The organism is Acrocarpospora phusangensis (assembly GCF_016862995.1).
GTDB classification, from domain to species: domain Bacteria; phylum Actinomycetota; class Actinomycetes; order Streptosporangiales; family Streptosporangiaceae; genus Acrocarpospora; species Acrocarpospora phusangensis.
The window spans coordinates 115,461-140,819 of record NZ_BOOA01000004.1; the positions used below are offsets into that span (position 1 = coordinate 115,461).

At 69.5% G+C, this 25,359-nt stretch carries 26 protein-coding genes and 1 pseudogene; 9 read left to right on the forward strand and 18 right to left on the reverse strand.

The window, feature by feature from the left end; translation table 11 throughout:
* Positions 1-36: 36 nt before the first annotated feature.
* The 11 genes from Aph01nite_RS03735 to Aph01nite_RS03785 form a co-directional block, all read right to left on the reverse strand.
* Positions 37-135, reverse strand: coding sequence for a 30S ribosomal protein bS22 (locus tag Aph01nite_RS03735; protein ID WP_018654693.1), 99 nt, complete (start codon positions 133-135; stop codon positions 37-39).
* A gap of 156 nt (positions 136-291) precedes the next feature.
* Positions 292-495 (reverse strand): helix-turn-helix domain-containing protein, encoded by a 204-nt coding sequence (locus tag Aph01nite_RS03740; RefSeq protein ID WP_030456159.1) that lies wholly within the window; start codon positions 493-495, stop codon positions 292-294.
* A 302-nt stretch (positions 496-797) separates the two neighbouring features.
* Positions 798-1,580: a phosphatase gene (locus Aph01nite_RS03745; RefSeq protein WP_204039290.1), complete on the reverse strand. Its 783-nt coding sequence runs from the start codon at positions 1,578-1,580 to the stop codon at positions 798-800.
* Positions 1,577-2,740 (reverse strand): acetoin utilization protein AcuC, encoded by a 1,164-nt coding sequence (locus tag Aph01nite_RS03750; protein ID WP_204039291.1) that lies wholly within the window; start codon positions 2,738-2,740, stop codon positions 1,577-1,579. Before Aph01nite_RS03750 ends, Aph01nite_RS03745 begins: the two co-directional genes overlap by 4 nt.
* A gap of 33 nt (positions 2,741-2,773) precedes the next feature.
* Positions 2,774-3,958, reverse strand: a complete 1,185-nt coding sequence (locus Aph01nite_RS03755) for an ABC transporter permease (protein ID WP_204039292.1) — start codon at positions 3,956-3,958, stop codon at positions 2,774-2,776.
* The gene (locus Aph01nite_RS03760; RefSeq protein ID WP_239161374.1) at positions 3,955-4,647 is read right to left on the reverse strand and encodes an ABC transporter ATP-binding protein; all 693 of its coding nucleotides are present in this window, start codon (positions 4,645-4,647) and stop codon (positions 3,955-3,957) included. The genes Aph01nite_RS03755 and Aph01nite_RS03760 overlap by 4 nt, the downstream gene beginning before the upstream one ends.
* Positions 4,644-6,014 (reverse strand): efflux RND transporter periplasmic adaptor subunit, encoded by a 1,371-nt coding sequence (locus tag Aph01nite_RS03765; RefSeq protein ID WP_204039293.1) that lies wholly within the window; start codon positions 6,012-6,014, stop codon positions 4,644-4,646. Before Aph01nite_RS03765 ends, Aph01nite_RS03760 begins: the two co-directional genes overlap by 4 nt.
* Positions 6,015-6,039: 25 nt before the next feature.
* A complete protein-coding gene (locus tag Aph01nite_RS03770) occupies positions 6,040-7,188 on the reverse strand; it encodes an MFS transporter (RefSeq protein ID WP_239161375.1) in 1,149 nt (382 codons plus the stop codon).
* 137 nt (positions 7,189-7,325) lie between these two features.
* Positions 7,326-8,120: a pyrroline-5-carboxylate reductase gene (proC, locus tag Aph01nite_RS03775; RefSeq protein WP_204039294.1), complete on the reverse strand. Its 795-nt coding sequence runs from the start codon at positions 8,118-8,120 to the stop codon at positions 7,326-7,328.
* A gap of 44 nt (positions 8,121-8,164) precedes the next feature.
* Positions 8,165-8,899 (reverse strand): ABC transporter permease, encoded by a 735-nt coding sequence (locus Aph01nite_RS03780; protein WP_204039295.1) that lies wholly within the window; start codon positions 8,897-8,899, stop codon positions 8,165-8,167.
* A complete protein-coding gene (locus Aph01nite_RS03785; RefSeq protein WP_204039296.1) occupies positions 8,896-9,624 on the reverse strand; it encodes an ABC transporter ATP-binding protein in 729 nt (242 codons plus the stop codon). The genes Aph01nite_RS03780 and Aph01nite_RS03785 overlap by 4 nt, the downstream gene beginning before the upstream one ends.
* Positions 9,625-9,764: 140 nt before the next feature.
* Between Aph01nite_RS03785 and Aph01nite_RS03790 the strand changes: the two genes are divergently transcribed.
* The 8 genes and pseudogenes from Aph01nite_RS03790 to Aph01nite_RS03825 all read left to right on the forward strand — a co-directional run bounded on the left by Aph01nite_RS03790 (position 9,765) and on the right by Aph01nite_RS03825 (position 18,685).
* A complete protein-coding gene (locus tag Aph01nite_RS03790; protein WP_239161376.1) occupies positions 9,765-10,142 on the forward strand; it encodes a hypothetical protein in 378 nt (125 codons plus the stop codon).
* Complete coding sequence (locus Aph01nite_RS03795) at positions 10,139-10,573, forward strand: hypothetical protein (protein WP_204039298.1); 435 nt, start codon at positions 10,139-10,141, stop codon at positions 10,571-10,573. The genes Aph01nite_RS03790 and Aph01nite_RS03795 overlap by 4 nt, the downstream gene beginning before the upstream one ends.
* A gap of 197 nt (positions 10,574-10,770) precedes the next feature.
* Complete coding sequence (dnaK, locus tag Aph01nite_RS03800) at positions 10,771-12,651, forward strand: molecular chaperone DnaK (RefSeq protein ID WP_204039299.1); 1,881 nt, start codon at positions 10,771-10,773, stop codon at positions 12,649-12,651.
* Positions 12,648-13,286 (forward strand): nucleotide exchange factor GrpE, encoded by a 639-nt coding sequence (grpE, locus tag Aph01nite_RS03805; protein ID WP_204039300.1) that lies wholly within the window; start codon positions 12,648-12,650, stop codon positions 13,284-13,286. Before dnaK ends, grpE begins: the two co-directional genes overlap by 4 nt.
* Before the next feature lie 79 nt (positions 13,287-13,365).
* Positions 13,366-14,532, forward strand: a complete 1,167-nt coding sequence (gene dnaJ, locus Aph01nite_RS03810) for a molecular chaperone DnaJ (RefSeq protein WP_204039301.1) — start codon at positions 13,366-13,368, stop codon at positions 14,530-14,532.
* Positions 14,533-14,535: 3 nt separating this feature from the next.
* A pseudogene (locus Aph01nite_RS03815) lies at positions 14,536-14,794 on the forward strand (heat shock protein transcriptional repressor HspR); the annotation flags it as partial.
* A gap of 166 nt (positions 14,795-14,960) precedes the next feature.
* Positions 14,961-17,564 carry an ATP-dependent chaperone ClpB gene (clpB, locus tag Aph01nite_RS03820; RefSeq protein ID WP_204039302.1) on the forward strand — a complete coding sequence of 868 codons (2,604 nt, stop codon included), beginning with the start codon at positions 14,961-14,963 and terminating at the stop codon, positions 17,562-17,564.
* Between the two features lie 287 nt (positions 17,565-17,851).
* Complete coding sequence (locus Aph01nite_RS03825; RefSeq protein ID WP_204039303.1) at positions 17,852-18,685, forward strand: hypothetical protein; 834 nt, start codon at positions 17,852-17,854, stop codon at positions 18,683-18,685.
* Between the two features lie 197 nt (positions 18,686-18,882).
* Here the strand turns inward: Aph01nite_RS03825 and Aph01nite_RS03830 are convergent, their stop codons facing one another.
* The 7 genes from Aph01nite_RS03830 to Aph01nite_RS03860 form a co-directional block, all read right to left on the reverse strand.
* Positions 18,883-19,416, reverse strand: coding sequence for a YfgM family protein (locus Aph01nite_RS03830; RefSeq protein WP_239161377.1), 534 nt, complete (start codon positions 19,414-19,416; stop codon positions 18,883-18,885).
* Positions 19,417-19,783: 367 nt separating this feature from the next.
* A complete protein-coding gene (locus Aph01nite_RS03835; protein WP_204039369.1) occupies positions 19,784-20,341 on the reverse strand; it encodes a TetR/AcrR family transcriptional regulator in 558 nt (185 codons plus the stop codon).
* A 165-nt stretch (positions 20,342-20,506) separates the two neighbouring features.
* Positions 20,507-21,802, reverse strand: a complete 1,296-nt coding sequence (locus Aph01nite_RS03840; RefSeq protein WP_204039305.1) for a DUF2252 domain-containing protein — start codon at positions 21,800-21,802, stop codon at positions 20,507-20,509.
* Between the two features lie 67 nt (positions 21,803-21,869).
* Positions 21,870-22,940, reverse strand: coding sequence for a CapA family protein (locus Aph01nite_RS03845; RefSeq protein WP_239161378.1), 1,071 nt, complete (start codon positions 22,938-22,940; stop codon positions 21,870-21,872).
* Positions 22,941-23,128: 188 nt separating this feature from the next.
* The gene (locus Aph01nite_RS03850) at positions 23,129-23,332 is read right to left on the reverse strand and encodes a DUF397 domain-containing protein (RefSeq protein ID WP_204039307.1); all 204 of its coding nucleotides are present in this window, start codon (positions 23,330-23,332) and stop codon (positions 23,129-23,131) included.
* Positions 23,333-23,634: 302 nt separating this feature from the next.
* The gene (locus tag Aph01nite_RS03855) at positions 23,635-23,829 is read right to left on the reverse strand and encodes a DUF397 domain-containing protein (RefSeq protein ID WP_204039308.1); all 195 of its coding nucleotides are present in this window, start codon (positions 23,827-23,829) and stop codon (positions 23,635-23,637) included.
* A 59-nt stretch (positions 23,830-23,888) separates the two neighbouring features.
* On the reverse strand, positions 23,889-24,752 hold the full coding sequence (locus tag Aph01nite_RS03860; protein ID WP_204039309.1) for a helix-turn-helix domain-containing protein: 864 nt from the start codon (positions 24,750-24,752) through the stop codon (positions 23,889-23,891).
* Between the two features lie 347 nt (positions 24,753-25,099).
* Here Aph01nite_RS03860 and Aph01nite_RS03865 point away from each other — a divergent pair, with 347 nt between their 5' ends.
* Positions 25,100-25,321: a hypothetical protein gene (locus Aph01nite_RS03865; RefSeq protein ID WP_204039310.1), complete on the forward strand. Its 222-nt coding sequence runs from the start codon at positions 25,100-25,102 to the stop codon at positions 25,319-25,321.
* Positions 25,322-25,359 lie beyond the last annotated feature (38 nt).

Here is a 25,359-nt window from a genome sequence, read left to right on the forward strand (position 1 = left end):
ACGGTCGCTCGCCCGCAGGGGCGAGCGGCTCCGTCGTTACTTCTTGTTTCTGCGCTGAATACGGGTCTTCTTCAGCAGCTTGCGGTGCTTCTTCTTGGCCATGCGCTTGCGACGCTTCTTGATGACAGAGCCCACGGGACCCCCAGGAGTCGGTTGCCGAGCCGGCGTGCGCTCGCACACCGGCTCAACAGACTACCGGCGATCGGCCCTCGATCGCTCCCCCGGGGGGCTCCCGCGGGGTCACTAATGAACCATCGCCTGGTGAGCGCTGGTTCCGCCGCCTCGGTCAGTTCATCCAGCCTCGATGAAAGCATCCCTCAGATAGTCGTGGACCGCCTGTTCGGGCACTCTGAAGGATCGGCCTACCCTGATGGCCGGCAACTCACCCGAGTGCACGAGCCGGTACACCGTCATCTTGGACACCCGCATGACTGTGGCCACCTCGGCCACCGTCAGGAACTTCACCTCGCTGAGAGGTCTTTCGCCTGCACCCATCGGACGCCTCTTCCGCACGTGTTTACGGGTTATCCCCACTGGTGCCATTGCTCACGCACGTGTACTGCCGTCAGCGTAAGTCGCGACCCCGAGAAGGCAAACCCCCCATTTCATCAGTCCTCGCGGGCTGGTGCCGCCGAAACCGGGAAAAACGCTGGCCAGCAGCCGGACCGTGCCCCTCGCCAAGATCTTGGAACGGACCAACTTCTCTCACATTAGAGTCGCCCAGGATCACAAAAAAGTTGGCAACCGGTCGACACACTGGTGCAAAAGCGGGCGCGAAATACCCCAAATGGGAGGTCCTAAAGCCCCGCGGTGATCCAAGCCAGCAGATACCGCGTCAACGGACCGTAATATCTGGGGAGCACATTGTCATCTAGCGGCACAGTCACCGCGATTTTCCCCTCCGCCTCGCCGACGAACAGGCCGGGGTCGTTACTGTCCGCGAAGGCCACGGTCTCAATTCCGGCCTCTCCGGCGGCGCCCGCCCAGCCGTGGTCGGCGATCACGAAGTCCGGCCGCTCCTCGGCCAGCATCGCCCGCATCGGCGTGGAGTCGTGGGTGTGCACCAGCGCGCCGCCGTCGTCCAGCAGGGCGACGTCGCCGACGTACCTGATCCGCCTGCGGCGGCCGAACGAGCCCGGCTGGTACGTCCAGCCCTCGGCCGGGCTGATCACGGTGGCGCCGCGCGCGGCGAGGAACCCGGCCAGCGCCAGGTGGATGACCATGATCCCGGTGGGGTGCCCGGTGGCCAGGGCGAACCGGGTGCCCGGACGGCTCAGGGCGGCGGCGATGCGGTCGCCCATGGCCTCGGTGGCGGCGACCGTGCGCTCGGGGTCGATGGTGTCCTGGCCGTACCGGTGGTCGGGGTCGGCGACGACGCCGGCCGACTTGGCCATCAGGGCCAGCACGTCCTTGTACGTCCAGGCGCCCTCGAAGGTGAGCCCGAGCAGATAGTGCGGATCGCCGACGGCCAGGGACCGGTAGTGGTCCAGGTTGTTGTCGCGGGGGGTGGCCACCTCCCCGGCTACCCGGGTAATGATCAGCTGCTCGATCAGCTCGTCGCGGGACGGGGCATTCGTCATGGCATCGGGTCCAGACCATGGAAGGGGAAGACCGCGTTCCGGGTGGCCATGATGGCGCGGTCGATGGGATCCGCCGGATCGAAACCCTGCGAGATATCGCGATATTCCGGGTTTCTGCCGTCGGTCATGGTGAGCGGGGGGATCTCGCCGGTCCGCCGCCGTACGAACGCCCGCCACTCCTCCGGCGTCCGCGTCTCCGGGGCGACCGGCACCCCGGCCAGCTCGGCGATCAGGTGCGTCCAGGCCCGGGGAACCACCTGGACCAGCTCGTAGCCACCGCCTCCGGTGGCCACCCACCGCCCGCCGGCGGTCTCGTGCGCCAGCCTGTGCAGCTCCTGGTAGGCGGTGCGCTGCCCGTCCAGGCTGAGCATCAGGTTGGCCAGCGGGTCCAGCGCGTGGCTGTCGCACCCGTGCTGGGTGACCAGGATCTCCGGGCCGAACTCGCGCAGCAGCGGCGGCACCACCGCGTGGAAGGCCCGCAGCCAGCCCGGGTCCCCGCAGCCGGCCGGGAGCGCCACGTTCACCGAAGTGCCCTCGGCGCCGGTCTCGTGCGGGTAGCCCGTACCGGGGAAGAGGGTGCGCGGAGACTCGTGGAGGCTGATCGTCAGCACCCGGGGGTCGTGGAGGAACGCGGCCTGCACCCCGTCGCCGTGGTGCACGTCCACGTCCACGTACGCCACCCGCCTCGCACCCTGCTCCAGCAGCCAGGCGATCGCGACGGCCGGATCGTTGTAGACGCAGAAGCCGCTGGCGGCCGAGCGCATCGCGTGGTGCAGCCCGCCCGCCACGTTGACCGCGTGCTCCGCCTCCCCCGACCAGACGGACCTGGCCGCGGTCAGGGTGGCCCCCGCGACGAGCGCGGAGGCGTCGTGCACGCCCGGGAAGGCGGGATTGTCCGACGTGCCCAGCCCCACGCTCAGGTCGGCCCTGCCGGTCTTGGAGACCCGCTTGACCGCCTCGATGTAGTGCCGGTCGTGCACCAGAGCCAGCTCGTCGTCCTCGGCGGGCAGGCAGCCGACCAGCTCCACGGCGTTCAGCACGCCCAGCTCCCGGGCCAGCGCCATCGTGAGCTCCACCCGTACGGGCGCGAGCGGATGCCGGGGGCCGAAGTCGTACGACGTGAGAGCGTCATCCCAGACCACCCGCACCGAGTCGCTCATGCCACGAAATTACCGTACGCCCGGCGCATCAGATTATTCGGCCCGCAACGCCACCACCGGATCGAGCCGGCCCGCCCGCCGCGCCGGAGCCACCCCGAAGAACACCCCGACCCCGACCGAGACGCCGAACGCGAGCGCGATCGACCACCAGGTGATCGCGGCCGGCACCGGCGACACCGCCGCGATCAGCAGCGCCCCGCCCACGCCGAGCACGATGCCGGTCACGCCGCCGATGGTGGTGAGCAGCACGGCCTCGATCAGGAACTGGCCGAGGATGTCGCGCTGCCGCGCCCCGAGCGCCTTGCGGAGCCCGATCTCCTTGGTCCGCTCCCGCACGCTGACCAGCATGATGTTGGACACGCCGACCCCGCCGACCAGCAGCGAGATGCCGGCGATGGCGGCCAGCACGCCGGTCAGCATACCGAGCACGGTGCCGATGGTGCCGAGCAGCTGGGTCTGGGTGACGGCGGAGAACTTCTCCCCCGGGTACCGCTGGACCAGCGCGTCCACCACCCGCTGTTGCAGGCCCTCGATCTCGTCGGGCCCGGACGCGCCGATGGCGATGCCGTTGATCCTGGCCACGCCGATGAGGCGCTGCGCGGTGGTGACCGGGACGTGCACCTCCTGGTCGCGGGCCACCCCGAAGGTCGCGCCGACCTTCTCGTAGACGCCGATGACCCGGAACCGCACGCCGGAGATGGTGGCCTGGCGGCCGACCGGGTCCACGTCGCCGAAGAGCCGGGAGGCCACCTCGGACCCGAGGATGACCACCCGGCGGCGGGTGTCCACGTCGGTCTCGCTCAGGTATCTGCCGCGCCGCAGCGGGCGGTCGAAGATGTTGGCGACGTACTGGTCGGTGCCGACCACGGTCACGAACGCCTCGTCCCGGCCGACCCTGACCGTCTCGCCGGACTGCACGGACACGGTCACCCGGGACTCGTCACCGACCACCCGCCGCACGTACGCGACGTCGGCGAGGTCCAGGCGGCTCTGGGTGGGGGCGGCGGCGAAGTTCAGCTGGCCGGGCACGACCAGGATGATGTTGCTGCCGAGTCCGGCGATCTCCTGCTCGACGGCGTTCTTGGCGCCGGTGCCGATGGCGACCAGCACGACCACGGCGGAGACGCCGATGATCACGCCCAGCATGGTCAGCGCGCTGCGGAGCCGGTTGACGCGCAGCGCCTCCAGCGCCATCCGGAGCGCTTCGGCGGTCCTCACGAGGCCCCCGTGTCGTGCTCGATCAGGCCGTCCCTGACGTGGATCTGGCGGCGGGCCCGGCCCGCGACCTCGGGTTCGTGGGTGACCAGGACGATGGCCACGCCGCTGTCGTGGTTGAGGCGTTCCAGCAGGTTCATCACCTCGGCGCCGTTGCGCGAGTCCAGGTTGCCGGTCGGCTCGTCGGCCAGCACGACCTTGGGGTCGCCGACCAGCGCGCGGGCGATGGCCACCCGCTGCTGCTCGCCGCCGGACATCTGGGCGGGCCGGTGCGTCAGCCGGTGGGCCAGCCCGACCGCCTCCAGCGCGGCCTGGGCCCGGTTCCTGCGTTCGGCGCGGGGCACGCCCCGGTAGACCAGCGGCAGCGCCACGTTGTCCAGCGCCGAGGTCCTGGCCAGCAGGTGGAAGGACTGGAAGACGAAGCCGATCGTCTGGTTGCGTAACTCGGCCAGCTCGGTGTCGCTGAGCGTCGCCACGTCCACGCCGCCCACCCTGAGCACGCCGGAGGTCGGGCGGTCCAGGCAGCCGAGCAGGTGCATGAGGGTGGACTTGCCGGACCCGGACGGGCCGATGATCGCGGCGAACTCCCCGGGCGAGACGGTCAGGTCCACCCCCCGCAGCGCGTCCACCGACACCCCTTCCAGCTGGTACGACCGGGTCAGCGCCACCGCCTCGAAAGCCGGCGCGCTCACTCGAGCTCCTGGCCTTCGCGTACGGTGTCGGCGCCCTTCACCACGATCCGGTCGCCCACGGCCAGGCCGCCGAGCACCTCCACCATGGCGTCGCCCTGCGCGCCCAGCTTGACCGTCCTGCGTTCGGCCCTGCCCTGCTGGACCAGCCAGACCACGCTCTCCCTGCCGCTGGAGACGATCGCGGAGGCGGGCACGGCCACCGTGTCCGGAGAGTCCTTGACGGTGAGGCGGATGACGGCGCTCATGCCTGGTTTGGGGGCGGGGGCCTCGTCGCCGTCGTCGTACAGGCCGTCGCCGAGGGAGAGGCGGACGGGGTAGCTGACGCCGCCGGTGGCGCCCTCCTTGGGGGTGACGCCGACGCCGGTCACGCGGGCGGTGTAGGACGCGCCGGGCACGGCGTCGAACTCGACGACGGCCTCGGTGCCGTCCTCGACCAGGAGCACGTCGGTCTCGTCCACGTCGGCGGCCAGGCTGAGCTCGGAGACGTCGGTGATCGTGACGATCGCGTCCCCGGCGGCCACGGGCACGCCGACGGCGATCACGCCGGCCGAGCGGCCGGTGGCGCCGCCCGACGGCGGGGCCAGGCCGGCGGGGAGCAGGGCGCTCAGGTCCGGCTGGGCGCCGCCGGAGCCCGCGCCGCCCAGGGTCACCACGCCGCTGAAGGGCGCCTTGATGGTGAGGGCGTCCACGGTCGACTCCGCGGCCTCGACGGCCGCCTTGGTCTGCGTCCGGGAGGCGGCCCGCAGGGAGCTCATCGACTCGGTGAGGCCGCCGAGGCCCGCGCCGAGCTGGCCGGTCACCTGGGAGAGCGTGCGGTTCAGCGAGGTGTTGAGGCCGGTCACGATCTCGCCGAGGGCCTCGTGCTGCGCTTCGTGCTGGGCTTCGGCCGCGTCCAGCGCGGTGAGCAGCTGCTCGCGGACGACCGGGTCCTCGATCTTCTTGGCCGAGGTACGGGCCTTCGCGAGGCTGCGCCGTACCTTGGTGTCGAGTTTGCCGGAGAGTTTGAGCCGCGGCAGCGTGATCGCCGGGGCGCCGCCGCCGGCGGGCGCGGCCTTGGCGGCCTGGGCGTCCGCCTTGCGGGCCTGGCTCAGCTGGTCACGCGCCTGCTTGGAGGTGATCTTGGCCAGCAGCTGGCCCTTCTTCACCGTGTCGCCGTCGCTCACGTAGAGCTTGCCGACCGTCCCGGCGGCGGGCGAGGTGAGCGTGGCGGTGGCCCGCGCGCCCACGGTTCCCGGGGCCTCCACGACCTCGCTCACCGACGCCCGGGTCACCTGTGCGATCTGCACCTTCGGCGGCTCGTCCCCGGTGCAACCGGTGAGCAGGAAGGTCATGATGAGAAGCGGGGGGAAACCGCGACGAATCGTCACTCGACCCATCGTAATGGGACGATTACTAGGCCCTGGGAACGGCTCTCAGGTTTCGCACGGCAGGCGTCGCGATCAGCACGGCGATCCCCGCCAGCCCGGTCGCGAACCCGAACATGAGCACGTTCTCCGCGCCCAGCCACTCGCCCGCCACCGGCGCCAGCGACTGCCCGATCGGAATGCTCAGCACCGACCCCGCCACCTCGTACGCGGTGACCCGGTTGAGCACCTCCCCCGGCACCTGCGTCTGCACGCTGGTCGCCCACATGACCGACCAGAACGCCCAGGACGCCCCCGCCAGCACCATCCCGCCCACCAGGTAAGGCAACGGCAGCCGCAGCGCGATGATCAGCGGCATGGCCATGAAGAGCGTCATCGCGAGCGCGCCGGAGAACAGCGGCCGGGAGGGCCGGTAGCGCATCGCGATCAGGCCGCCGATGATGCTTCCGACGCCCTCCCCGGTCACGCCGATCACGTACGCGGTCTCGCCGAGGCTCTTGGTGACCAGTTCCGCGCCCAGCGGCCAGCTCGGGCCGAAGAGCGTGATGCCGTACACCGACCAGACCAGGATCACCGACCACATCCAGGTCCGGGAGCGGAACTCCCGCCAGCCCTCCCGCAGGTCCCTGATCACTTTGGTGCCGGGTACGGCGAGCAGGCGCACCCGCAGGGCGAGCAGGCAGAGGGCGCTGACCGCGAAGCCGCCGGCGTTGACGGCGTAGACGACGCCGGCGCCGCCGAGCAGCACGATGGCGCCCGCCAGGCCGGGGCCGAGCAGCCGGGCGATCGCGTCGGCCACCCGCAGGACGGCGTTGGCGCGCTGCGGGTCGTCGGCGATCTGCGGGACCATGCTGTTCACGCCGGGCTGGAAGAGCGCCGCGCCGAGGCCGCTGAGCGCGGACATGACGATCAGCAGCCAGAGCGCCGGGCGGCCGGCGAAGAACGCGAACGCGATGACCAGGTGGGTGACGACCCGCAGCAGGTCGGCCCCGATCATCATCTTGCGGGCGGTGAACCGGTCGGCGAACACGCCGCCGAACAGGACGAGCCCCCCGAAGGAGGCCATCCAGGAGGCCAGCACCAAGCCCACGCCGACCGGGCCGTACAGGCTGAGGATGCCTAAAGTCACCGCGATGGGGAGCATGGCATCGCCCATCAGGGCGACCGACCGCGCCACGAAATACAGGGAGAAATCCCTCGACCACAGCGCACGACGCGTTAGTACGACCGCCACCCCGACCCGCCCCGAAGTCCGAAATATCGGAAAGTTTCCTTATGATTATCTACATAAGGGCAGGTCGCCTAAACCCGGGGTCACCCCGACGCGAGTTGCCGGCTCCGGTCCCGGGCGGCCTCGATGGCGTCCAGGAAGGCGGCGCGCACGCGGTGGCGCTCCAGCTCGGCGATGGCCGAAATGGTGGTTCCGCCCGGAGACGTCACGGCCTCCCGGAGGATCACCGGGTGCTCCCCCGAGTCCCGCAGCATGATCGCCGCGCCCACGATCGACTGCGTCACCATGTCCAGCGCGGCCGCCCGCGGCATGCCCAGCAGGATGCCCGCGTCCACCATCGCCTCGACCAGATAGAAGAAGTACGCGGGCCCGCTGCCGGACAGCGCGGTCGCCGCGTCCTGCTGGGACTCCGGGATGCGCAGCACCTTGCCCACCGGCCGGAGCAGGTCCTCGGTCTGCCGCATGTGCTCCTCGGCCGCGTGCGCGCCCGACGAGATCACGCTCATCGCCTCGTCCACCAGCACCGGTGTGTTGGACATCACCCGGACCACCGGCACGGAGGCGCCCAGGCGGGACTCCACGAACTCCGTCGTGATGCCCGCCGCCACGGAGACGACCAGCCGGTCGGCGGGCACGAAGGGGGCGATCTCGGTGAGCAGGGCGGCCATGTCCTGCGGCTTCACCGCCAGGATGAGGGTGTCGGCGGTCTTGGCGGCCTCGGCGTTGCTGACCACGCGCACGCCGTACCGCACGCGCAGGGCCTCGGCGCGGTCCTGGCGGCGGGCGGTGGCCATGATGTCGCCGGGCCGCCGCCCGGCCCTGACCAGGCCGGACAGCAGGGCCTCGCCCATCTTGCCGGTTCCCAGAATCGCGATCATGCCGTACACCTCGCAGCTAGGGGACGGCCGCAGCTTACCCAGTACTAGGGCGTCCGGCGGCGCAGCGTCGCCGCGCCGAGGCCGAGGGCGAGCAGGATCGATCCGGAGACCACGGCCACGTCGCGCCAGAAGTCGCCGCCCAGCTCCGCGCTCACGGCCGCCAGCTTCATGGCCTCGATCGCGTACGACATGGGAAGCACGTTGGAGATCCATTCCAGCACGGTGGCCATCTGGTCGCGCGGGACCAGGATGCCGCCCAGCAGGAGCTGCGGGAACATCACCAGCGGCATGAACTGCACGGCCTGGAACTCGCTGCGGGCGAACGCGCTGCACAGCAGGCCCATGGCGGTGCCCAGCAGGGCGTTGAGCAGCGCCACCAGGACCAGCGGCCAGAGCGAGCCGGCCAGCTCCAGGTCCAGCCAGGTGAGCGAGACGGCCAGGGCCACGCCGACCTGGAGGCAGGCCATGAAGCCGAAGGCCAGGCCGTACCCGAGGAGGAGGTCGAGCTGGCCGAGCGGGGAGGCCATCAGCCGTTCGAGGGTGCCGGAGGTGCGCTCCCGGAGCGTGGCGATGGAGGTGACCAGGAACATCACCAGGAAGGGGAACACGCACAGCAGCACCGGCGCCCAGGCCGCGAAGGCGCGCTGGTTGTCCATGACGTAGTAGAGCAGCACGATGACCAGCGTCGGCACCAGGACCATGAGCGCCACCGTGCGGTGGTCGTTGCGGAGCTGGTTCATGATCCGCCGGGCGGTGGCCAGGGTGATGGTCGCGTTCACGCCGCCTGCCTCTCCTCGATCAGGCGCAGGAACGCCTCCTCCAGGTCCGCCGTACCGGTCCGGTCGCGCAGCACCTGTGGGCTGTCGTCCGCGAGCAGGTCACCGTCGCGTAGGACGAGCAGGCGCTGGCAGCGACCCGCCTCGTCCATCACGTGGCTGGAGACCACCACGGTGACGCCCCGGTCGGCCAGACCCTGGAAGAGCGTCCAGAGCTCCTTGCGGAGAACCGGGTCGAGGCCCACCGTCGGCTCGTCCAGGAGCAGCAGCTGCGGGCTGCCGAGCAGGGAGACCGCCAGGCTGGCCCGGCTCAGCTGGCCGCCGGACAGGGTGCCGCCGAGCTGGCGACGCTGGCCGGTCAGGCCGACCTCGGCCAGCACGCGGTCCACGTCGCCTGCGGGCGCGCCCAGGACGGCCGCGAAGTAGCGCAGGTTCTCCTGCACGGACAGGTCCCGGTAGATGGCTGGGTTCTGGGTGGAGTAACCGACCGAGCGGCGCAGGGCCGGACTGCCCGCGGGCTCGCCGAGCACGGTGACCTCGCCGCCGGCGACCACCTGCACGCCGACGATCGCACGGATCAGGGTCGTCTTGCCGCACCCGCTGGGGCCGAGCACGCCGGTGATCTGGCCGCGCGGCACCTCGAAGGAAACCCCGTGCAGCACCTCGCGGCCGCCCCGGGTCACCCGCAGATCCCGGACCGAGATCGCGGGCTGAGATAAACTCATCATGTGATGAATTTAACTTCGGGCCATACCGGAGTCAATGCATGACTGAACCCGCGCCGGAACTCGGCCGTCATACGGACATGAGACGGATCTGGCTGATCGCGCTCCTGCTGACGGCGGTCGCGTGCGGAGGGGGGAATTCCGTGACCACTGGCCAACCGGCCGACCCGGAACAGCCGGTGAGCACGCCGGTCGGCACCCCGGCCGGCTCCGGCACGCCGAGCGCCGGGCCCTCCATGACCGTGCCCGTCGGGAACACCCTGAACCCGCGCAAGATCCCGTGGACCACCGCGCGGCCGGCAGGCGGCGACCTGGAGATCACCTGGGTCTCCGGCGTGGAGCCGTGCAACTCGCTGGACCGGGTGGACGTCGCGTACGCCGCGGCGGAGGTGACCGTCACGCTGTGGGAGGGCACCACCGACGAGGACGCGATCTGCATCGAGATCGCCATCGAGAAGAAGACGATCGTCAAACTCACCGAGCCGGTCGGCGACCGGAAGATCGTGGACGGTGCGAAATGATCATTCGACGTGTCGCCGTGGCCCTCACCGCGGCGTTGGCCCTGGGCGTGGGGGCCGTACCGGCCCAGGCGCAGGCGGCCCGGCCCGCCACTGCCCCCTCTGCCGCGGCCTCTGGCGCAGCCGATCCGATCGTGACGCCGCAGCCGGGCACGATCAAGCCGCACAAGGTGCGGTGGACGTCGGCGAAGCCGTACAAGAAGGGCAAGAAGAGCAGGTATCTCAAGGTGACCTGGTGGTCGGGGCCGCAGGAGTGCACCGCGCTGGACCACGTCAAGGTGAAGGAGACCCGCAAGAAGGTCACCGTCACCCTGTACGAGGGCTCGGTCCGCGACAACGGCATGTGCATCGCGATCGCGGTCAAGAAGGCCACCCTGGTCAAGCTCAAGTCCCCGCTGGGCACCCGCAGGATCGTGGACGGCGCCAAGAACTGAAAGATCGTCCGGTACGGCCCGCGCCACGACGGCGGCGCGGGCCGTATCTGTGTGCGGGAGATCGGGAACTTTTGGCGCGGCCTGAGGGTTGAGCGACATAGACTCAAGCTGTTTGACAGTCCCCCGATTGACAAGGGCGGGGATCCCATTCCACTATTGAGTCTGTCTGACTCAACTTTGACTACAAGGACGTACTCATGGCACGTGCGGTAGGTATCGACCTGGGGACGACCAACTCCGTCGTCTCGATCCTTGAGGGCGGTGAGCCCACCGTCATCGCGAACGCCCAAGGCTCGCGGACCACGCCGTCCGTGGTGGCCTTCGCCAAGAACGGTGAGGTGCTGGTCGGCGAGGTCGCCAAGCGCCAGGCCGTGACCAACGTCGACCGGACCATCCGGTCGGTCAAGCGAGAGATCGGCACGAACTGGTCCGTCGAGATCGACGGCAAGAAGTTCACCCCCCAGCAGATCAGCGCCTTCGTCCTGCAGAAGCTCAAGCAGGACGCGGAGGCCTACCTGGGCGAGAAGATCACCGACGCGGTGATCACCGTCCCGGCGTACTTCAACGACGCGCAGCGCCAGGCCACCAAGGAGGCCGGCACCATCGCGGGCCTCAACGTGCTGCGCATCATCAACGAGCCCACCTCGGCCGCGCTGGCCTACGGGCTCGACAAGGACCAGGACCAGACCATTCTCGTCTTCGACCTCGGCGGCGGCACCTTCGACGTGTCCCTGCTGGACGTCGGCTCCGAGGACGGGCACGGCTTCGTCGAGGTCAAGGCCACCAGCGGTGACAACCACCTGGGCGGCGACGACTGGGACCAGCGCGTCGTGGACGAGCTGGTGAACCGCTTCAAGAACGCGCACGGCGTGGACCTGTCCAAGGACAAGATGGCCACCCAGCGCCTTCGCGAGGCGGCCGAGAAGGCCAAGATCGAGCTGTCCTCGCAGACCGAGACCTCGATCAACCTGCCCTACATCACCGCTTCGGCCGAGGGTCCGCTGCACCTGGAGGAGAAGCTCACCCGCGCCGAGTTCCAGCGCATCACCGCCGACCTGCTCGAGCGCTGCAAGGGCCCGTTCCACCAGGTCATCAAGGACGCGGGCATCAAGGTCGCCGACATCGCCCACGTGGTGCTGGTCGGCGGTTCGACCCGGATGCCGGCCGTCAGCGACCTGGTCAAGGAGCTGACCGGCGGCAAGGAGCCCAACAAGGGCGTCAACCCGGACGAGGTCGTCGCCATCGGCGCCGCGCTCCAGGCCGGTGTGCTCAAGGGTGAGGTCAAGGACGTCCTGCTGCTCGACGTGACCCCGCTGTCGCTGGGCATCGAGACCAAGGGCGGCATCTTCACCAAGATCATCGAGCGGAACACCACGATCCCGACCAAGCGCTCCGAGGTGTTCACCACCGCCGAGGACAACCAGCCGTCCGTGCAGATCCAGGTCTACCAGGGCGAGCGCGAGATCGCGGCGTACAACAAGAAGCTGGCCACCTTCGAGCTGACCGGCATCGCGCCGGCGCCGCGGGGCATCCCGCAGATCGAGGTCACCTTCGACATCGACGCGAACGGCATCGTCAACGTCGGCGCCAAGGACCTGGGCACCGGCAAGGAGCAGACGATGACCATCACCGGCGGCTCCGCGCTGGCCAAGGAGGACATCGACCGCATGATGCGGGAGGCGGAGTCCTACGCCGAAGAGGACAAGAACCGCCGCGAGGAGGCCGAGGTCCGCAACAACGCCGACTCGCTGGCCTACCAGACCGACAAGTTCCTCGGCGAGAACGACGACAAGATCCCGGCCGACATCAAGACCGAGGTCAACGACGCGCTGGCCGAACTGAAGAAGGCTCTGGAGGGCACCGACACGCCCACCATCCGCGCCGCCGCCGAGAAGCTGGCCACGGTCAGCCAGAAGATGGGCTCGGCCATCTACGCCCAGTCCCAGGCCGCCGCGGGCGCCGAGGGCGCCAACCCCGGCCCCAACCCGGGCGCCGACCAGCAGGCCAAGGCTGACGACGACGTGGTGGACGCCGAGATCGTCGACGACGAGCCGAAGCGGGAGGGCGGCGCCAAGTGACAGCGCGCGAGAACGGTTCCGAGCAGGAGCCGGTGATCCGCGACAACCGCAAGATCGATCCGGAGACCCTGGAGGCGCGGGAGACCGCGCCCGAGGAGTCCCCCGCCGACGCCACCGCGCTCGGTGGCGCGGCTGCGGAGATACTCGCGGAGCGCACGGCCGACCTGCAGCGGCTGCAGGCCGAGTACTCCAACTACCGCAAGCGGGTCGAGCGGGACCGGACCCTGGTCAAGGAGCACGCGGTGGCCGGCGTACTGGCCGAGCTGCTGCCCGTGCTCGACGACATCGGCAGGGCCCGCGACCACGGCGAGCTCACCGGCGGTTTCGCCAAGGTGAGCGAGTCGCTGGAGGCCGCGGTCGGCAAGCTGGGCCTGAACACCTTCGGCACGAAGGGCGACCCGTTCGACCCGACCGTGCACGAGGCGCTCATCCACAGCTACTCGTCCGACGTGACCGAGCCGACCTGCGTGGAGATCCTGCAGCCCGGATACCGGATCGGCGAGCGGATCCTGCGCCCGGCGCGGGTGGCCGTGGCCGAGCCGGAGGACGGCGGCGAGCCCGCCGCGGCGGCCCAGCCGGAGGAGGAGGTCGTCACTGGCGGCGACCTGCTCTCCGACGAGCCGGAGAAAGACTGACATTTCCCGGGAGCCCCCTCCCGCGCGACGGGAGGGGACCCGACCACATATGCGGCAGCACAACCGGAGGAAGCGGTAGATGAGCACCAAGGACTACCTGGAGAAGGACTACTACGCCGTCCTTGGTGTGCCCAAGACCGCGACCGCCGAAGACATCAAGAAGGCCTACCGGCAGCTCGCCCGGAAGTACCACCCGGACGCGAACAAGGGCAACACGGAGACCGAGGAGAAGTTCAAGGAGGTCTCCGAGGCCTACGACGTGCTCTCCGACCTCAAACGCCGCAAGGAGTACGACGAGGCTCGCACGCTGTTCGGCTCCGGGCTCGGCGGCTTCGCCCGCAACCAGGGCGGCGGCCGGGGCGGCTTCGACTTCGGCGACCTGTTCGGGGGCTCCACCCAGCAGGGCGCCGGCGGCATCGGCGACCTGTTCGGCGGGATCTTCAACCGGAGCGGCAGCCAGCGCCCCAGTTCGGCCGGCCGGGCCAGGCGCGGCCAGGACATCGAGTCCGAGGTGACGCTGTCGTTCGCCGAGGCGGTGGACGGCGCGACCGTCTCGCTCCGGCTGACCAGCTCCTCGGCCTGCGCCGCCTGCGCGGGCACGGGGGCCAAGGCGGGCACCACGCCACGGGTCTGCCCCACCTGTGAGGGCACCGGCGCGGCCAGCCGCAACCTGGGCAACTTCGCCTTCTCCGAGCCGTGCCGCGACTGCCGCGGCCGCGGCCTGCTGGTGGACGACCCCTGCCCGGTCTGCGACGGCAGCGGCCGGGGCAAGAGCACCAGGAACATCCAGGCCAGGATCCCGGCCGGGGTGAGCGACGGCCAGCGGGTCAAGCTCAAGGCCAAGGGCGCGCCCGGCGAGAACGGCGGCCCGGCCGGCGACCTCTACGTGCTGGTGCACGTGACGCCGCACCCGGTCTTCGGCCGCAGCGGCGAGAACCTCACCGTGGCGGTGCCGGTGACGTTCCCCGAGGCCGCGCTGGGCGCCGAGATCAAGGTTCCGACGCTGCGCGGCATGCCGGTCACGCTCCGCATCCCGGAGGGCACGCCGAACGGCCGTACCTTCCGCGTCCGCGGCCGGGGCGCCGCCCGCAAGGACGGCACCAAGGGCGACCTGCTGGTCTCCGTGCAGGTGACCGTGCCGGAGCGACTGGACGACAAGGCCAGGGCCGCGCTGGAGGAGTTCCGCGACGCGACCGAGGGTGTGGACCTACGCGAGGAACTGATCAAGCAGGCCAGAAGCGAGTAGCCGATGGACGCCAATTTCTTCGACCTGTCCGATGAAACCCCCGTCTATGTGATCTCCGTCGCGGCCCAGCTGTCCGGTCTGCACCCGCAGACCCTGCGGCAGTACGACCGCCTCGGCCTGGTCAGCCCCGGCCGTACGGCCGGGCGCGGCCGGCTCTACTCGACCCGCGACATCATCCTGCTGCGCGAGGTGCAGCGGCTCTCCCAGGAGGAGGGCATCAACCTCGCGGGGATCAAGCGCATCCTCGAACTCGAGACCGAGAACCTGCGCCAGCGGGACGAGCTGTCCCGCCTGCGCAGCGAACTCACGATGATCCGCGCCTTGATCCGCTACCAACTTCCCCCCGCCTAACTCAATTCCCTTGTCGTTTGTAGGAATTGACCGGCCGAGAAGCGGCCGGGCCGCCGAGCAAAGCGAGGCCATTTAAAGTGGATTACAAGCTCACTCAGAAGAGCCAGGAAGCGCTGGCGGGGGCGATGCGCCGGGCCGCGGCCGAAGGCAATCCTGAGATCTCGCCCGCCCATTTGCTGACCACATTGCTCGCCCAGACGGGGGGCACGGCCGTCCCGCTGCTTGAGGCCGTGGGCACGGACTGGAAGGTGCTGCGCACCCAGGCCGAGCACCTGCTGGCCGGGCTGCCGAAGGCGCAGGGGGCGACGGTCAGCGCGCCGGCCACGTCGCGGCAGCTGCTCACCGTGCTCAACACGGCGGCGCAGCGGGCCAAGCAGCTGGAGGACGACTACGTCTCCACCGAGCACCTGCTGGTCGGCCTGGCCACCGACGGCGGTCAGGTGGCCGACCTGCTCAAGGCCCAGGGCGCGACCGCGAACGCGCTGCTGGACGCCTTCGAGAAAGTGCGCGGCCACGCCCGGGTGACCAGTGAGACCCCCGAGGACACCTACCAGGCGCTGGCCAAGTACGGCGTGGACCTGACCGAGCGGGCCAGGAACGGCAAGCTGGACCCGGTGATCGGCCGGGACGCCGAGATCCGCCGGGTGGTGCAGGTGCTCAGCCGCCGTACCAAGAACAACCCGGTGCTGATCGGGGAGCCGGGGGTGGGCAAGACCGCCGTGGTGGAGGGCCTGGCCCAGCGCATGGTCGCCGGTGACGTGCCGGAGAGCCTGCGCAACAAGCGCCTGGTCTCGCTCGACCTGGGCGCGATGGTGGCGGGCGCCAAGTACCGCGGCGAGTTCGAGGAGCGGCTGAAGGCCGTCCTGAACGAGATCAAGGAGAGCGACGGGCAGATCGTCACGTTCATCGACGAGCTGCACACCATGGTCGGCGCGGGCGCGGCCGAGGGCGCGATGGACGCGGGCAACATGCTCAAGCCGATGCTGGCCCGCGGCGAGCTGCGCATGATCGGCGCGACCACCCTGGACGAGTACCGCGAGCGCATCGAGAAGGACCCGGCGCTGGAGCGGCGCTTCCAGCAGGTGTACGTGGGCGAGCCCACCGCCGAGGACACCATCGCCATCCTGCGCGGCCTGAAGGGCCGGTACGAGGCCCACCACCAGGTGCAGATCTCGGACGGCGCCCTGGTGGCCGCGGCCACCCTCTCCGACCGCTACATCACCGCCCGCTTCCTGCCGGACAAGGCCATCGACCTGGTGGACGAGGCGGCCAGCCGGCTGCGCATGGAGATCGACTCCCGCCCGGTCGAGATCGACGAGCTGCAGCGCGCCGTGGACCGGATGAAGATGGAGGAGCTGGCCCTCGCCAAGGAGACCGACGAGGCCAGCCTGCAGCGGCTGGAGAAGCTGCGCGAGGAGCTGGCCAACCGGCAGGAGGACCTGAACGGGCTGGTCGGGCGCTGGGAGCAGGAGAAGGCCGGGCTCAACCGGGTCGGCGACCTGAAGAAGCAGCTCGACGACACCCGCAGCGCGGCCGAGCGCGCCCAGCGCGACGGCACGTTCGAGGAGGCCGCCCGCCTCATGTACGGCGAGGTCCCCCGCCTGGAGAAGGAGCTGGCCGAGGCCACCCACGCCGCCCAGCGCGAGCAGACCATGGTCAAGGAGGAGGTCGGCCCCGACGACATCGCCGAGGTCATCTCCGCCTGGACCGGCATCCCGGCCGGGCGCCTGCTGGAGGGCGAGACCGCCAAGCTGCTGCGCATGGAGGAGGAGCTGGGCAAGCGCCTGATCGGTCAGCGCGCCGCCGTCCAGGCCGTCTCCGACGCCGTACGGCGGGCCCGCGCGGGTGTCTCGGACCCGGACCGCCCGACCGGCTCGTTCCTGTTCCTGGGCCCGACCGGCGTCGGCAAGACCGAGCTGGCCAAGGCGCTGGCCGACTTCCTGTTCGACGACGAGCGGGCGATGACCCGCATCGACATGAGCGAGTACGGCGAGAAGCACAGCGTGGCCCGCCTGGTGGGCGCCCCTCCCGGCTATGTCGGGTACGAGGAGGGCGGTCAGCTGACCGAGGCCGTGCGGCGCAGGCCGTACACGGTGGTGCTGCTGGACGAGGTGGAGAAGGCGCACCCGGAGGTCTTCGACGTCCTGCTGCAGGTGCTCGACGACGGGCGGCTGACCGACGGCCAGGGGCGTACGGTCGACTTCAGGAACACCATCCTGATCCTGACCTCCAACATCGGGTCGCAGTTCCTGGTGGACCCGAAGCTGGAGAACGGCGCCAAGCGGGAGGCCGTGATGACGGCCGTGCGGAGCGCGTTCAAGCCGGAGTTCCTGAACCGGCTGGACGAGGTGATCCTGTTCGACGCGCTCGGCTCCGAGGAGCTGTCGCAGATCGTGGACCTGCAGGTGGAGCATCTGGCCCGGCGGCTGTCGGCGCGGCGGCTCACCCTGACGGTGACCCCGGCGGCGCGCGACTGGCTCACCCTGACCGGCTACGACCCGATCTACGGCGCGCGCCCGCTGCGGCGGCTCGTGCAGTCCGCGATCGGCGACCAGCTGGCCAAGGAGCTGCTGTCCGGCCAGGTCAGGGACGGCGACGAGGTCCTCGTAGACCTCGACGGCGGCACCGACAGCCTGATCGTCCGCCCGGCCTCGGACCTCCCGGACTCCGCGGAACAGTAGGCGGCACCGACAGGCCCCGGTCCCCAGCGTCGCACCGCCCGGACCCGTGAAAACGTAAGCGGCACCGGCTGCCCGGTCTCGCCCGGACCCGTGAAACCGTAAGCGGTGCCGGCAGCCCGGTCGCGCCCTGCCTCGGACGTGCCCGGACCCGTGGAATCGTCAGCCGGCGCGACCCGCCGGGGACGCGTAAGGTCTTCGCCACGCTTGGGGCAAGCCCGCCCCCGCCCCGAACCCCGCTGCTACGTTCGGCGCTTGTCGGACTACCGTACGCGAACAGGGGGATACGCGTGTCACGAAAGATCGGGCGGCCTGCCAGGGCCGCGAAGGCCGCGGCACGTGGGTGTGCCGTGCTGGCGGTGGCCGGGGCGGGCTGGCTGGCGGGGGCCGGCCAGGCGCAGGCCGCCACGGCGCCGGACAGCTGTCTGCGGACGGCCGTGATCGGGGTCGGCAACAAGATCGCTAATCGGGTCACGGCCACGACGGGGATGGCGGCCGGGCCCAGGGCACGGGCGGCCGTCGGCACGGCGCTGGTGGCCGTGGGGCGTACGGGCGTCTTCTCGGCGCTGCCGTGCGACCACGACCCGCGCAGGCGGGTCCACCGGCTGGCCGCGATGGCGGGGCTGCCCGGCCTGTCGATGGCGTCGGGCGTGCTCAGCGTCGCCGACGCGGCGGGCGTCGCGGCGGGTTCTGGCGCGCTCGCGCTGCCCGGCCTGCCCGAGCTGACCGACGTGGCCGAGGCGGGGACGGCGGGCGGCACGGTCGATCTGTCCGGGCTGCCCCACGTGCCGGGCCTGCCGGACGCGAGCGCCCTGGTCACGCTGCCCGAACTGCCGGGAGTGCCGCTGCTGCCGGGCACGCCGAAGTCGCCCGTGCCCAACCTGATGCTCGTCAAGGGCATGCCGGGGGAGCTGGGCGGCCTCGCGGCGGGCATTCCCGCCACGTCCGGGCTGCCCGCGGCCCCGGCCATGCCGGTGTCGCCGGCGATGCCCGCCAAGAAGCTCTTCCCGCCGGCGTCGGTGCTGCCCGAGACCGCTTCGCTCCCCGCCACCCCGGCCCTGCCGGACGCCTTCACGGTGACGGACATCGCCGAACGCCTGCTCGGCCACGCACTCCTGCCCTAGGAATCCCGGATCAGAATGAGCCCGGTCACTCTTGGCGCCGGTGCGGCGAGGAGAGTCACCTGCGTTGACGGCGCCGGATAACGGCGAGCGGCTGGTGCCGGGCACACCAAGCCGGACATCTCAGGCCGGACACCTCTGGCCGGACATCGACGAGGAGGCCGCGCGCCCGCGTGGCCTCCTCGTTCGCGTGTCCGCCTTTACCGGGAGATGTCGAGCAGCGCGTCCAGGTCGTCCTCCGGCAGGCCGAGGTCGATGCGGATGCGGTAGCGGGTCCTCAGCAGGGACTCGCGGAGCAGTCCGGGCGGGCAGGAGTCCACCCCGTCGGTCGCCCAGGTGTGCGCGCCGTCCAGGTCGCCGTACGCGACGAGGGTCTCCGCGATGGTGAGCGCGGTGGCCGGGGTCCAGCCCGAGGCGCCGATCGCGGCGATCATGTCCCGCGCCTCGTCGGGTCGCTCCAGTTCGAAAAGGGTGTCCGCGATGCCCGCACGCGGGTCCACCGGGACTTCGCCGCCGTCGTCGGCCGCCCGCTGGAAACGGTCGAGCGCGGCCGCCGGTTGGCCCGACTGCCGCCACTCCTCCGCCGCCAGGACGAGGATCGCCGCCCTCGACACCTCGCCGCTCTCGTACGACTCGGCCAGCACGTCCAGCTGACGGGCGAGGGCACCGTGGTCGTCGAGAAGGAGGGCCTGTTCGAGCAGTCGATCAAGCTGCTCCCGCGTCACATGTGCCACAGGGATGAGGCTATCGAGAGAGCCGGGTTTTTTGCTGGACAACGGCAGGCATTCGTCTGGCCACGATTCGCACATGACCTCTTACGGAACGTGTGTCACTGGAGGCACCGGGCATATTGCACCCTGAAGTGCGTCGAGGTGAGGGGGCGGCTGATGACCGTATCCAAGCGGACGACCTTCACGGTGATGTGCGCTGCCGTACTTTCCGCGGTGTTGCCGGGCTTCGCGGGGTACGCCTCCGCCAAATTCGAGGCGTACGACCAGGCGAAGAAAGAACTGGCACGGCTGCGCGCCGATCTCCGGGAAGCCCGATCGGACGGGCGGATTCTTTACAGCAAACGCGACGACCCGGCCATCGCCGGGGATTTCAGTACCGTTCCCGGAGTTGACGGGAGAGGTAACTGCGGATCAGTTCTTTGGCCTGGGCGATGATCTCGGGGGCGCCGTCGGGGTCGCGCCGGAAGGCGAGCTTGAGCACGGCGTCCCCCGCTTCCACGGCGACCAGGACGGCCAGGTCGATGTGGGCGCTGTCGGCGGTGCCGTACTCGTCGAGGAGCATGCCGCGGAGGCGTCCGGCGATCACCGTGTTGCTGTCGGAGGCCGAGTCGAGCAGGTTGAGGTCGACGGCGTCGCTGAAATGCAGCGAGCGGAATCCCGGCACGGTCCTGTGCATGTCGACGTATTCGTCGATGATGGTGTCGACCGCGCCCCACCAGCCGTCGAAATCCTCCGACATGAACTTACGCCCGACCCGGGAGACGAAGAGTTCCACATTGCGCCGGGTGAGCGCCTGGCTGATCGCGCGTTTGTCGGGGAAGAACTGGTAGACGGAGCCGATCGCGACGCCGGCGCGTTCGGCGATGCGCGTGGTGGACAGCGCTTCGTAGCCGGCTTCGTCCAGGAGTGAGGCGCACGCGTCGAGCATGCGCTCGACCCGGCGTGCGCTGCGGCGCTGCGTGGGCTGACGGCGTAACGAGGTGCTCTCCATCTCGTCGCAGTCGTCAAGAGGCTGGCTGGACACGTCCCCATTTTGCCCGTTCTTCACAGCACGGGTCAGGCCTTACCGGCGAGTTACTCATTTTTGCGGGCGTCAGAGTCCGGCGAAACGGCCGTTGCGGAAAAGGTCCACGAAGAGCTGGTGGTCCTGCCGAGCCCGCGCGCCGTAGGTGTGCGCGAACTCCACGAGCATCGCCACGAAACCGTCGTGGTCGCCGTTGAGCACGCTCGCGATCGCCTCCTCGGTGGAGAAGTCGACCAGGTCGTGGCTGGACTCGTCGTCGGCGACCGAGTGCATCCGGGCCACCGCCCTGCCGAGGTCCCGCACCACAGACGCCAGGTCGGCCGGCTCGTTGACGTCACTCCAGTCCAGATCCGCCGAGTACGGCGAGACCTCCGCGACCAGCTGCCCGACCCCGTTGAGCACCGTGTAGCCCAGCCACGGATCGGCGTACGCCTGCAGGGCCCGCTGCGACTCCGCCGTGCGATGCCCCTGATGCCGGAAATATCCGTGCACCTTCTCGTCGGTGATGTAGCGCGCCACCGCCGGAACCTGCGCCTGCTTCATGTACAGGATCACGTCGTTCTCCAGCGCCTGCGTGTGCCCCTCCAGCAGCAGGTTGTACGACGGCAGCCCCGCCGACCCGATCCCGATGCCCTTCCGCAGCGCCACATCCTTGATCACGTGCTCCACCGGGCTGAGCGGCGCCGGCAGCGTGCCCAGATAGTCCTGGAACGCGTCGATCACCGTGGCCCGGGTGATCGCGTCCACCGTCAGCCTGCTCTCGGTGATCGTGAACCGGCGCTCGAAGTTGTCGATCGTGGTCTCCAGATCGAGCATCGACACCCGCGTGTTCAGCCGCGCGGTCTGCAACACCCGGTGCAGCACCCCGGAGGTGGTGTCCAGCGTGAGCGACCCGATCGCGTCGTCCCCACCGTGCGCGATGCCCAGCAACTCCCCCAGGTACGAACGCGCGAAGTCGCCCACCAGGTGGCTGATCACGTCATCGGAGAGCGCCTTCGCGTACCCGATCAGCGCCACACTCGCCGCGAACCGCTTCAGATCCCACGTGTACGGCCCCACGTACGCCTCGTCGAAGTCGTTCACGTTGAACACCAGCACCCCGGAGGCGTTCATGTACGTGCCGAAGTTCTCCGCGTGCAGGTCGCCGTGGATCCAGACGCGGCGGGTCAGCTCGTCGAGGTAGGAGTCGTCGGCCAGCTCACCGGACAGATCCGCGTAGAACAGGCACGCGCTCCCCCGGTAGAAGGCGAACGGCGTCGCCGCCATCTTGCGGAACTTGCGCCGGAAGGCCGCCGGTTCCCGCACGATCGAGTCCCCGAACTCGGCCATGAGAACGTCGAGGATGTACTGAGACCGCTGCGTCATGAGGGGACGGTAGTGCGCCACACGTGTCCCGCACCATGTCAGCGTGCCGAAATTCTGGTGACCCCGACTAGGCGGGTTTTGCCGTCAGGCCCGTGCAGCCGCGCAGGGCCCGCCAGTTGGTCACCGCCTGCTTCCCGGCGGACCCGGTGACCTGGATCGGGATCCCGCCGTTGATCCGGGCCGGGGTCCACTGGTCCTTCAGCACCCGGCGGCCGTTGATGGTGAGGGTGAGCACGCCGGTCTGCCCGGTGTCCGGACCCCAGTTGTAGAAGACGAAGTTGCCGAGCCCGTAGCTCACGTAGCCCTTGCCGAGGTAGCCGGCCCCCAGCAGGATGTGCGCGTGCCCGCCGACGACCACGTCGGCCCCGGCCTCGATCAGCTGCGGCGCCAGCGACCGCTGCGCCTCGTTGGGGCATTTCTGCAGCTCGGTCCCCCAGTGCAGGTGCACGATGACGGTGTCGGAGTTCTTCCGCGCCTGCCGTACCGCCTGGAGCAGCCGCGCCTCCTCCTTGGCCGACGCCAGCCCGCCCTTCGTGCCGGTCGCCGTCCAGGCCGAGATGAACTCGGCGTCCAGCACCTGCGTCGCCCCGATGATCGCCACCCGGTTCCCGTTCACCGTGGTCCGCCACGGCCGGTACGCCTCCGCCGCGTTCTTCCCGATCCCGACGATCGGATACTTGCTGCGCTTGATCGCGGCCAGCGTGTCCTGCAGCCCGCTGTCCATGTAGTCCATGCCGTGGTTGTTGGCCATCGACGCCACGTCCACCCCGGCCGCCTTGAGCGCCGTGAACGCGCTGGCCGGAGCCCGGAACGTGTACTGCTTGCCGGGCGCGGGCGTGCCCGCCGTGGTGATCGCCGTCTCCAGGTTCACCATGGCCAGGTCGGCCTTGCTGAGCACCTTCGCGATCGGGCCCAGCGCGGTACGCGGATTGGCGTCGAGCCGGCTGCGCAGGAGGCCCTCGAAGTGCACGTCCCCGCCGAACGCGATCGTGAACGGCTTACGCTGCGGTTTCGGGGACGCGGTGGCCGTGACCTCGGGCGCCTCCGTGGCCGAATCGGAGACCGGCTCCCCCTCGGCCGCGCTGCAGCCCAGCGCGAGGACAGCAAGGGCGAGCACGGTGACCAAATGGCTCTTCACGACGTTGAGCATGCCATCTCGGACGCCCCAACGGGCGGATCAAACCCGATATGACCCGATTTGCCCTCCACCAGACTGGAACGGTTCAAGATCTTTGTAGTCAGGTAAAGGGCCCTCGGCACGTGACTGGCCCGCGTCCCCACCGGGGAGACGCGGGCCAGTCATGGTTGAGGGCCCCTCAAGGGCCCTCAGAAATCGAACTCCCCATCCTTGATCCCGGCGGCAAGGGCCCGCCAATCCTCCACGGACACGATCAAAGCCACCCCACTCCGATCGTTGCTGTCCCTGATGCCCACATGCGTGAGGTTCAGCTGGGCCACCTCGATGCAGTTCCCATTGGCGCTGCGGCGACTCTTGCGCCAGACGGCCTTGGACAGGTCGGAATCCAGCACTGCCCACCCCTTTTCGTCGAAACCGATACCAGGATGAACGTGTGCGAGCAATCTCTCAAGGTTACAAACGTGATGGAACTACTCTGAAGGTCGAAATTTCGCGTTTTAGCTGGTCAGAGCGAAGAACATCGGGAAGCTCAGTGCGTTGTAGCATGGCGTGGCATACGGATGATCTAGCAATCCGGAATATCGGCTGGCCGACAGGACCCTGGACAGATCTGGTCGGCCGGCGCGAGAGAACACGGCTGGCGAGAATCCGGCGACGGCTCCGGTGGAAGACATCGGAGCCGTTATATCTCGTGCTAGAAGTCGAACTCGGCGCCCTTGACGCCCTTCACGAACGCGGTCCACTCATCCGCCGTGAAGAACAGCGCCGGCCCTTCCTGGTCCTTGCTGTCGCGGACCCCCACGGAGCCGTTGCCGAGGCGCGCGACCTCGACACAGTTGCCGTTGATGCTCCATGAGCTCTTCTTCCAGTCCACGCCATGCGTGTTCAACTATCGTCCATCTCCGCGCGGCGACGACCGCCGGCCAGGCGCCCCCTAGGCACCCTGACCTAGGCCGCCCAGTGCGCCATCGTTTCCTTGATGAGTTGCCGCGACGCGAGCTCACTCAGCGCGGCCTTCGCCAGGTGCTCGAAGGCTCGCTCATACACGAAGACGCCTTCCGCTCCGTCGATGAACCGGCCACCCAAGAGGTCTTCCAGGTAGACGGCGTCAGGGACGTCACGGAACGTGAAATGCACGAAGGGACCCGTGGCCATAGGCAGTTGAGTCGCGCGAGTGATGACCCGCACGTCCACGTGCTCCCTCTCGGAGATCTCCGCCAGGTGCTGGAGCTGCTTTCGCATGACCGCGGGATCGCCGACCATGCGGGTCAGCACCGCCTGGTCGATGACGGTCAGCAGCATCAGCGGTTCCTGGGTGAACAGGCGCGTGTGCTGGCGCCTTATCCGCGCCTCCACTCGCGCGTTCGACCAGACCGGTGGAATCTGGTTGATCGGCTGGATGACGTTGCCGAGAAGCGCCTGTGCGTACTCCTCCGTCTGGAGGAGGCCGGGAACCACCTGCGGTTCCCAGTTACGCATCACGGTCGCTTCCGCTTCTAACCCGATGTAGGCGATATAGCCCTGGTCAAGGGCCGCGCTATATTTCTCCCACCAGCCCTTTTGGGTGGCGTTCTTACGGAGAGTGAGTACATCCCCTAAGACGACGGCGTCGATCCCGAACAGGTCGAGCAGTTTGACGACGTCGTCCTCCGTGGGAAGCGTCTTCGCGTTCTCGATGCGGCTGAGCTTCGCGGCGGACCAACCCACGAGTTTCGCCGCTTCCTCACCGGTCATCTCGGTGGTCTCACGAAGGCGGCGCAACTCCTGCCCGAGGCGTCGGCGCCGGGGGCTGGGCGACTCGAAATCCGCCATCCCGACCACCGTCCCCTACAACTCGCGCTGGGCTGGTCGGCCCCTATCGGAGGGACCGGTCCCATCGTATGCAAATTGCAGACGCTATTGCACGCATACGGGGGGGATTTCTTACGTCACGTCTTGCAGACAAATGTCTTCTGAGCGACCATCAAAGCAGGAAGGTTACATCGAAGATCACTGAGCCCGCCGATGATCGTCCGGCCCGGGCTCCCTATCCGGCAAAGGCGCCGTTCCCCACACCCGAAGACGTCCTTGCGACGAAGCAAGGAAAAGGCCGGGTCGAAGGCTGCCACCGACGACCCGGCCTGAGAGCTCCAGTCGAAGCCACCGAAAAGGAGTCTCCTATGCACTTCCACGGTACCAACGCCCTCCTGCTATGCAAGGCCCAGCTCATACTGCTTCTCGATGGCGCGGACCGCCGGCTCTGCGCCGCCCAGGACCGCTGGGCGTACGAGCTGGAGTGGACCATCAAGCGGGCCGGGTTCGGCGCCAGGCGCTACCGGGACCCGCGTTTCGATCTTGTCCAGGAAGTCGAAGAGGCCGGCCGGATGGCCCTCCTGAACTGAGCCCTTCCCCGCGCCTCCCCTCGGGGAGGGCTCAGGGG

What these genes read in the sequence shown, in the direction of transcription:
- Aph01nite_RS03785 (WP_204039296.1), bottom strand. Translation starts at nt 9,624, where the DNA reads ATGATGAGTTTATCTCAGCCCGCGATCTCGGTCCGGGATCTGCGGGTG.
- Aph01nite_RS03745 (WP_204039290.1), bottom strand. Translation starts at nt 1,580, where the DNA reads ATGACGAATGCCCCGTCCCGCGACGAGCTGATCGAGCAGCTGATCATT.
- Aph01nite_RS03835 (WP_204039369.1), bottom strand. Translation starts at nt 20,341, where the DNA reads ATGCTCGACGCGTGCGCCTCACTCCTGGACGAAGCCGGCTACGAAGCG.
- dnaK (WP_204039299.1), top strand. Translation starts at nt 10,771, where the DNA reads ATGGCACGTGCGGTAGGTATCGACCTGGGGACGACCAACTCCGTCGTC.
- proC (WP_204039294.1), bottom strand. Translation starts at nt 8,120, where the DNA reads ATGATCGCGATTCTGGGAACCGGCAAGATGGGCGAGGCCCTGCTGTCC.
- Aph01nite_RS03860 (WP_204039309.1), bottom strand. Translation starts at nt 24,752, where the DNA reads ATGGCGGATTTCGAGTCGCCCAGCCCCCGGCGCCGACGCCTCGGGCAG.
- dnaJ (WP_204039301.1), top strand. Translation starts at nt 13,366, where the DNA reads ATGAGCACCAAGGACTACCTGGAGAAGGACTACTACGCCGTCCTTGGT.
- Aph01nite_RS03865 (WP_204039310.1), top strand. Translation starts at nt 25,100, where the DNA reads ATGCACTTCCACGGTACCAACGCCCTCCTGCTATGCAAGGCCCAGCTC.
- Aph01nite_RS03840 (WP_204039305.1), bottom strand. Translation starts at nt 21,802, where the DNA reads ATGACGCAGCGGTCTCAGTACATCCTCGACGTTCTCATGGCCGAGTTC.
- Aph01nite_RS03740 (WP_030456159.1), bottom strand. Translation starts at nt 495, where the DNA reads ATGGGTGCAGGCGAAAGACCTCTCAGCGAGGTGAAGTTCCTGACGGTG.
- Aph01nite_RS03795 (WP_204039298.1), top strand. Translation starts at nt 10,139, where the DNA reads ATGATCATTCGACGTGTCGCCGTGGCCCTCACCGCGGCGTTGGCCCTG.
- Aph01nite_RS03750 (WP_204039291.1), bottom strand. Translation starts at nt 2,740, where the DNA reads ATGAGCGACTCGGTGCGGGTGGTCTGGGATGACGCTCTCACGTCGTAC.